The 8205-nt window shown below is 59.9% G+C and carries 7 protein-coding genes; 4 read left to right on the forward strand and 3 right to left on the reverse strand.

Annotated features, from left to right (window positions below; all coding sequences use genetic code 11):
* Positions 1-39: 39 nt before the first annotated feature.
* Positions 40-507, reverse strand: a complete 468-nt coding sequence (locus ABYO54_RS10910; RefSeq protein WP_372808281.1) for a peroxiredoxin — start codon at positions 505-507, stop codon at positions 40-42.
* Positions 508-651: 144 nt separating this feature from the next.
* Complete coding sequence (locus ABYO54_RS10915; RefSeq protein ID WP_372808282.1) at positions 652-1458, reverse strand: HAD-IIB family hydrolase; 807 nt, start codon at positions 1456-1458, stop codon at positions 652-654.
* A 177-nt stretch (positions 1459-1635) separates the two neighbouring features.
* On the opposite strand from ABYO54_RS10915, the gene ABYO54_RS10920 reads away from it, so the two are divergent.
* The 4 genes from ABYO54_RS10920 (at position 1636) to ABYO54_RS10935 (ending at position 7464) form a co-directional block, all read left to right on the forward strand.
* Positions 1636-3825: an HAD-IIB family hydrolase gene (locus ABYO54_RS10920; protein ID WP_372808283.1), complete on the forward strand. Its 2190-nt coding sequence runs from the start codon at positions 1636-1638 to the stop codon at positions 3823-3825.
* A complete protein-coding gene (locus ABYO54_RS10925) occupies positions 3812-6193 on the forward strand; it encodes a sucrose synthase (protein WP_372808284.1) in 2382 nt (793 codons plus the stop codon). Before ABYO54_RS10920 ends, ABYO54_RS10925 begins: the two co-directional genes overlap by 14 nt.
* A 154-nt stretch (positions 6194-6347) precedes the next feature.
* Entirely contained in the window at positions 6348-6686 is a 339-nt protein-coding gene (locus ABYO54_RS10930) for an Hpt domain-containing protein (RefSeq protein WP_372808285.1), read from the forward strand.
* Positions 6687-6690: 4 nt separating this feature from the next.
* Positions 6691-7464: a response regulator gene (locus ABYO54_RS10935; RefSeq protein WP_372808286.1), complete on the forward strand. Its 774-nt coding sequence runs from the start codon at positions 6691-6693 to the stop codon at positions 7462-7464.
* A gap of 22 nt (positions 7465-7486) precedes the next feature.
* Here ABYO54_RS10935 and ABYO54_RS10940 read toward each other — a convergent pair whose 3' ends face one another.
* Positions 7487-7894 carry a hypothetical protein gene (locus ABYO54_RS10940; protein ID WP_372808287.1) on the reverse strand — a complete coding sequence of 136 codons (408 nt, stop codon included), beginning with the start codon at positions 7892-7894 and terminating at the stop codon, positions 7487-7489.
* Between the last annotated feature and the right edge of the window lie 311 nt (positions 7895-8205).

An 8205-nucleotide genomic window follows, 5' to 3' on the forward strand; every position in this document is an offset into this window, starting at 1 on the left:
CGGCGGGGTAGGCCAATGGCCGTCCCCGCCTTGCAAAAACTACAGGCTCTGGAGAAATTCCAGAACCTTGGCGGGGTGGGCCTCGGCCTTGGGCACCTTGCGCCAGTGTTTGATCACCTTGCCCGTTTCATCGATGATCACGGTGGAACGGATGCAGCCGATGCTGGTCTTGCCGTAGAGCACCTTTTCGCCCCACGCGCCATATTGGGCCATCATCTCGGTCTCCGGGTCGGAGAGCAATACGAAGGGCAGGTTGAAATTTTCGATGAACTTATCGTGCGAAGCGAGGCTGTCCTTGCTCACGCCCAGCACCACCGTGTTCAGCTCCTGGATCTCGCCGTTCAGGTCGCGGAACCCGCACGACTCCTTGGTGCAGCCCGGCGTGTTGTCGCGCGGGTAGAAATAGACCACCACGCGCCGGCCGAGATAATCCTTGATCGAATGCTTTTTACCGTCGGAGCCCGCCAGCGTAAACGCCGGGGCCTTTTTTCCTTCCAATGAATCCATCGTTTCAACTCCTGCTTCTTCGGCGTAGACCGCCGCGTTAAATGCCCATGTAAGCCGTCCGGCCAAATGGCACCGAATGGCCGTTCGTTTAATGGCGAAAGCATAGGCCATGGATGAGGCCGGTGTAAATGCGGAGTTTGGGTTTTAGGAGAGCAGGCCGAAGTGGAGGCACCCTTCGTGGACGCCCGCGATGAACGGCTGCGACGCAAAAAACAGCCGGCCGCGCTTTGCATCGTCGTCGGCCCAGGCCTTCAGGTCGGCGATGAGCTTGGGGTCGGCGTTCGAAACGACAATCCCCTGAAGGCCGCTCTTGAAGGCGTGCTCGTCGTTGCCGGAATCGCCGGCATAGACCACGTGTTCCGCGTCGAGCCGGAGCAGGTTGAGCAAGAAATGGACGGCGTAGTCCTTGGCGACCCCGGCCGGCAAGACATCGAGAAAGGCCTCGCCGGTGTAGACATCCACGCTGTAGACCAGCTCCGCATGAATGCCGGCGGCCTTCAGTTTTCCGTCGATCTCCGGCAACAACTGCTCGGGATGGTCCGCCGTATCGAACACATAGCTATGCTTGAACTCGGTCTGTCGGGAGGCATCCTGCTCGGGATAACCCTTCAGCGTGCGGGCCACGTCTTCGGCCGTATGGCCCCCGAAGCGCTTGAGCATCTCCGCCCGGTATTCATCGCTCAAAATCCATTCCCCGCCGTTTTCGCCGGGACGGTAGAGCGAGGTGCCCACATCGCAGATCAACCAGTCCGGCGTGGGGAGCTTCCATTGCGCGATGCCCTTGAGCACGCGTTGCAGGTCCCGGCCGGTGGCATAGGCCAGCGCCAACCCTTTTTGCTGGCCGAAGGCCTCGGCAAAGGACGCGATTTCTTTTTCGCGTTGGGGCCGGTCATCGAGCGGGATAACGGTACCGTCCATGTCGCTGGCGAGCAGATAGTCAATCGCATTCATGACGCGCTACCTAACGCGCATCGACGCACCTTTGCAAACGGTTTCGCGCAGAAGTTTCATAATTCCGTTGCGACTGGCGCATGGCCATGTATGGTTTAACCGTGACGCGGACTGCTATCATCCGCACCGCCCTATATGGCGGGGTGCCGTGCGATTGATGCGGCATCGGATCACAAGGTGTATCGAGGACTGGAGGCGCTGACCATGGGTATGGCGAAAGACAAGGGGTTGTACATCGCGCTGCTGAGTGTGCATGGACTCATTCGCGGCAAGGAACTCGAGCTCGGGCGAGATCCCGACACGGGCGGGCAGATTCTCTACGTGGTCGAATTGGCCCGGGCCTTGGCCAGCCATCCAATGGTGGATCGCGTGGATCTTTTCACGCGGCAGGTCATCGACAAAAAGGTGGACGAGAGTTACGCGCAACCCGAAGAAAAGCTTGCCGACAAGGCATACATCATCCGAATTCCCTTCGGGCCGCGCCGCTATCTGCGCAAGGAAAAGCTGTGGCCGCACCTGCCGAGCTTCGTCGACAACGCCCTGCCGCATTTCCGCAAGCTGCGCCGCATTCCGGATATCGTGCACGGCCACTATGCCGACGCCGGCATGGTCGGCGCGACCATGGCGCATCTGCTGGGCGTGCCGTTCGTTTTCACCGGCCACTCGCTCGGCCGGGTCAAGATGGAGCGGATGCTCGAAAGCGGGGCCCCGCGCGATCAGATCAACCAACGCTACAACATGGATTCGCGCATCGAAGCCGAGGAGCTGGCGCTGGATGCCGCCCCGTTGGTGATTACCAGCACGCACCAGGAGATCGAGCAACAGTATGAAATGTACGAGCATTACGAGCCCTCGTGCATGCGCGTGATTCCGCCGGGCGTGAATCTCGACCGCTTTTCCCCGCCGGTCCACAAGGATGACCCGTATGCGATCCGAGGCGAGATCGATCGTTTCTTGCGCGATCCGGGCAAGCCCATGGTGCTGGCGATGGCGCGGCCGGATGAACGCAAGAACATCAGCACGCTGATCCACGCCTATGCCAACAACGCGAAGTTGCGGCAGGCGGCAAACCTCGTGCTGGTGCTGGGCAACCGGGACGACGTCCGGGCCATGGACCGGGGTTCGCGCAAGGTGATGATCGAAGTGCTTTACCTGATCGACAAGTACGACCTGTATGGATCGATCGCCCTGCCGAAGCATCATGCGGCCGATGATGTGCCGGATATCTATCGCCTGGCGGCCGCCTCGCGCGGCGTCTTTGTCAACCCCGCCTGGACGGAGCCGTTCGGGCTTACCTTGATCGAGGCCGCCGCCAGCGGCCTGCCGATCGCGGCCACGAATGACGGCGGCCCGCGCGATATCATCGCGGCCTGCGAAAACGGCATCTTGATTGATCCGTTCGATGCCGAAAAGATGGGCACGACGTTGCTGGAGATGCTGCAAGGCAGGGACTGGGAGCAATGGTCGGAGCGGGGCATGAAAGGTGCCACCGAAACCTTTTCCTGGTCGAGCCACGTGTCCCGTTATCTCAAGGAGGTCACTCGCTTGCTGGGCGCCAGCACCAGCTCGCCGAAACTGCCGGCCCGCCGCAGCCGTATTCCCGAGGTCGACCGCATCCTGATTACCGATGTCGACAACACCCTCACCGGCGACGACGAGGCGGTCCAGAAACTGTTGCAGGCGCTGAATCAGGCCGGCACCTTTACCGGCTTCGGCATCGCCACCGGCCGCGCCAAGGAAAGCGCCTTGGCCATGCTGGAGGAAATCGCGGCGCCGCCGCCGGACATTCTCATCACGTCGAACGGGGCGTCCATCCGGTATGGTCGGGATCTGACCGAGGACACCGCCTGGAAACGGCATATCGACTATCGCTGGGAGCCGGCTGCGATCCGGGCGGTCATGGAGCAGATTCCGGGCGTCTACCTGCAGGAAGAAGCGGAACAGCACCGGTTCAAAATCAGCTATACCATCGACGTCGAAGAGGCCCCGTCCGTGCGGCGGATCCAGCGCCTGCTGCGCGAAGCCGGCCTGCGGGCCAACCTGACCTGTTCGTTTGCAATGTACCTCGACGTGATGCCGATCCGCGCCTCGTGCGGACTGGCGATTCGCTATCTTGCGTTCAAGTGGGGCATCCCCTTCGATCATCTGCTGGTGGCCGGCGATTCGGGCAACGACGAGGATATGCTCGGCGGCGAAACCCTGGGCGTGGTGGTCGGCAACCATAGCCCCGAGCTGAACAAGTTGCGGGGCCAGCCGCGCATCTATTTTGCCGAGGGGTGCCATGCCAACGGCATTTTGGAAGGGATTGCCTACTACGATTTCTTCAACGAGATCACGGTCCCCGAGGAGAATCATGAAGATTTTTGATCTGCAATCGGATTTCGAGACGAACCGTCCGTCGCTGTTTCCGCTGTTGCGCCGTTTCCGCGGGGCCGACCGCCCGCTTTTGTTGCGCACCGACGTGGCCGATGAACTCGATGCGTTTCTTGCGCTTCCGGAGGGGTTGCCGCTGAACGGGACGGTGGCGGAAAAGCTGTTCCGCAGAACCGAGGAGATGATCGTGCAGGAGGGTTGCCTCCATATGGCGGTCAGGCTCAAGGTGGCCGAGTGGTGCTACTTCTGCATCGATATTCAAAACGTATGCATCGGCGAACAAAGTGCGTCTCGGTTCCTGCAGGCCAAGGAGCGAATGGCCAACGGCTTCAACCCGGAGGGCGACTGGGCGCTGGAGATCGACCTGAAGCCTTTCGAACGCGGGTTTCCGGTGATGAAGGAGACCGGCTCGATTGGCAAGGGCGTGGCCTTCCTCAACCGGCATCTGGCCCATTCCGTATCGAACCGCCAAGGCAACCGCCTGCTCGACTTCTTGAAACTGCATAAATACGGCGATGTGCAGCTGTTGCTCAACCAACAGGTGAAAAGCATCGGCGAACTCCAGCAGGCCCTGCGGAACGTCCGCCGGGTGCTGGAAACCGTGGAGCCCGACGCGGAGTGGGTCGATCTGGTCGAGCAGCTGCCCGAAACCTGCTTCGAGCCCGGCTGGGGACGCCGGGCCGACACGATTCGCGATACCATGGGCTTGCTGCTCGACGTGCTCGAATCGCCCGATGCCTCCAGCCTGGCGGAATTCCTCGGCCGCATTCCGATGGTCTCGCGTCTGGCGGTTCTTTCGCCGCACGGCTATTTCGGCCAATCGGGGGTGCTGGGTTTGCCGGATACCGGCGGGCAGGTGGTCTATATTCTCGACCAGGTTCGCGCCCTCGAAAAGCAGATGCGGCACGACCTGCACGACCAGGGGCTCGACATCGAGCCGCGCATCGTCGTGGTTACGCGCCTGATCCCCGAGGCGGGCCAGACAACCTGCAACCAGCATCTGGAACCGATCGTTGGAACGGAAAACGCGGTGATTCTTCGCGTACCGTTCCGAACCGAAAATGGAGAGGTGGTGCCGCATTGGATTTCGCGTTTTGAAATCTGGCCCTATCTGGAACGCTTTTCCCGCGAAGCCGAGCACGAGCTGATCACCCATCTGGAGGGGCGGCCCGATCTCGTGATCGGGAACTATTCGGACGGGAATCTGGTGGCCTCGCTGATGACACAGCGCCTGGGCGTCGCCCAGTGCAACATTGCCCATGCGCTCGAAAAAACGAAGTACCTCTTTTCCGCCCTGCATTGGCAGCAGCACGAAGAGGAATACCATTTTTCCTGCCAATTCACCGCCGATCTGATCGCGATGAATACCGCCGACTTCATCATCACCAGCACCTATCAGGAAATCGCCGGGACCGATGAAGGCGTGGGGCAGTATGAAAGCTACCAAACCTTCACCATGCCCGGCCTCTATCGCGTGTTGCAGGGCATCAATGTGTTCGACCCCAAGTTCAACATCATTTCGCCCGGCGCCGACGCCGAGGTCTATTTCCCTCATACCGAAGCCGAGCGGCGACTCGATTCCCTGCATGACGATATCGACGACCTGATCTATGGAAAGGCCCATCCGGAGGCCCGCGGCGAGCTGGCCGATCGGGACAAGCCGCTGCTGTTTGCCATGTCGCGGCTGGATCACATCAAGAACGTGACCGGGCTCTTGCGGTGGTACGCCGAATGCCCCGCGTTGCAGGACAAGGCCAATCTCTTTCTGGTGGCCGGCGTCGTGGACCCGCAGCGGTCGAACGACTCCGAAGAGCGGCAGCAGTGCGAGCTGATGCACCAACTCATGGACGAGTATAAGCTCGATTCCCGCGTCCGCTGGGTCAAGGCCAGCTCGGACCGCAACTTCAACGGCGAGCTGTATCGGCGCATTGCGGATCAACGCGGCGCCTTCGTGCAGCCCGCCCTGTTCGAGGCGTTCGGCCTCACCGTGATCGAAGCCATGAGCACGGGCCTGCCGGTGTTCGCCACGCGCTTCGGCGGCCCGATGGAAATCATCGAAAACGGGATCAGCGGATTCCACATCGATCCCAACCATGGCGCCGAGGCCGCCCGCAAAATGTGCGAATTTTTCGACCGGGCCGCCGCGGATGAAAACCATTGGACGCGTATTGCGCAGGGTGCGCTGGACCGCGTCGAAGCCGCCTATACCTGGGAACGGTATGCCGCCAACCTGCTCCGGCTCACGCGCATCTATGGCTTCTGGAAACACATTTCCAACATCGACCGCGAAGAAACCCGCCGCTACCTCGAAATGTTCTACGGGTTGCTCTACCGTCCCCGCGCCGCAACCATCAAGCAATAAAAAAAGCGGTCGCCGCGTTATCCCGTTTTCGTTTCTGGGACAAACCATTTCACAAGCGTTGACTGGTTTGTTTTAATGCGGCCTTTTGCGGTCGTTCGGCTCCCCGGCATTGTGCGGGGGCGACGGGCTGCTGCGCGGGATGGGGGGTACATCGATGATGAATGATCTGGGGACACTGCTGGAATCCGCTGGCGATGATCAGGAGCTGGCAGGAGATTTGCTAGATATGTTTGCGGAGCAGGCGCGCGGAGAGCTCGAGGCCATGGCCGATCTCGTGCGGACGGGCGATTCCAAACAAATGGCCACGATTGCCCACAAGCTGGTGGGGTCTGCCGTGGCGTGCGGATTTGACGGCTTGTCGAAGGAGCTGCGTGCAATGGAGTTGCGCTGCCTGCAGGGCTTGCCGGACGACGTTGGCAAACAGATCGATGCCTTAAGGCGCTTGTTCGAAGAAAGCTGCATCGAAATGGGCGCTCTCTTGGCGAAATGGTGAATTTATGAAGAAGGTATTTATTGTTGATGACGATGTCTTCCTTACCGGACTCTACGAGAAGCTGTTGCGAAGCGAAGGTCTGGATGTCGAGGTTGCGAATTCGGGCGAGGAAGCGCTCGAGCGGATCACGGGATTCCATCCCGATCTGGTGGTGCTGGATCTGCATATGCCCGGCTTGCACGGCACGGATGTGTTGCGAGCCATTCGCGAAAATCCGGATCTGCAGCATATGCGCGTGATTGTTTTTGCCACCGGCTACATAAAAACCTTGGTCAACGAGGTGGCCGATTTGGGAGTCCATCAGGTGTTCTCCAAAATGAAGTGCAAACCGCGGGCGCTGGTGGCGCAAATAAAGGAAGCGCTCGCGGATCTTTCGCGGGACGGGGCTTCTTCGTCCCGAAATGCCGTGTCGGCGCTGGAGTCCGGAGTTGGGCTCATCAAGGCGATGGGCATCGACCAATTGCCGGTCTGGATCGAACGGCTGCGGGGCGATGGCCGGGCCGAGGCCCGCCGCGTGTGCCTGTTGCATCTTTACCGGATTCTACGCGAAGAAATCCGCTATGCGGTCGGATGCGATGGGGCGACGGCCGAGGGCAAGCTGGGCCGCGCCTTGAAAAAACTGATGGAAGATCTGTTCGACAATCCCCAACTCATTACCGCTTCTTCGGTGGACTCGCTCGAGCAGGCGATTCAAAAAATGCTGTCGCTCAACGAAACCAAGCGCAATGGAACGCTCGAATCCGAGACCACGTTGCAGGATCTACTCAAGGGGCTTTAGCCGTTGCCGCCCGCATGGGCGGCTAGGCGGATGGATTGCGGGTGAAAACAAAGCCCACCATGACATGCTTCTGTATGAGGTTCACGGACTTCTGGACGGTGAGGATGTTCGCGTCGATGGCCCGTAGCTTTTCTTGGGAAAGAGCGGACTCCGCCGTTTCTTCCTGGGCCAGCGTGATGCGGTCGATCAGATTGACAAACTGGTCGATCGCGGTGCCAAAAGAGGCCGAAGGCGCCATGGCTTCGTATTCGACGCGAAAGCTTTTGGCCACCTCGCAAGTTAAACCGAAAGCCCGGTGGAGCGTGTCGCGGCAACTGGGCCACGCCTCTTCGATGTCAACGTGCTGCATGTAGTGGTGGGTGGGGGTCTTGACGATTTTCTTTTTCCGGAAGGCACGGATTTCGAGCAAGGACACCTTGATGCTGTCCATGTGTTCCTCCAGCAAGCGGAGGTCGATGGGTGCCGCAACCTTCTCAACGGCGGCATTTTTTTGCTTTAAGAATTTCCGAAACATACGACACAGCGCCTTTTCTACTACCTACAATTGGTTTCATTTAAATCACGCCGGGGCCGGAATGTAAAGAACGATTCCCGCCGCCCGCTTCTAGCCTGATCTATTCACGGATCCGGTTTTGAGTGCCCTTTTCTGCTTGAAGAGGGGGGATCTCAGGCCGAGAGCGGTTGTGATGCGTTCTGTTTTGCCGGCTATAATCGATTTTGGGCACACCTCCCCCTTACCCC

The organism is Pontiella sp., assembly GCF_041622395.1.
Lineage (GTDB): Bacteria > Verrucomicrobiota > Kiritimatiellia > Kiritimatiellales > Pontiellaceae > Pontiella.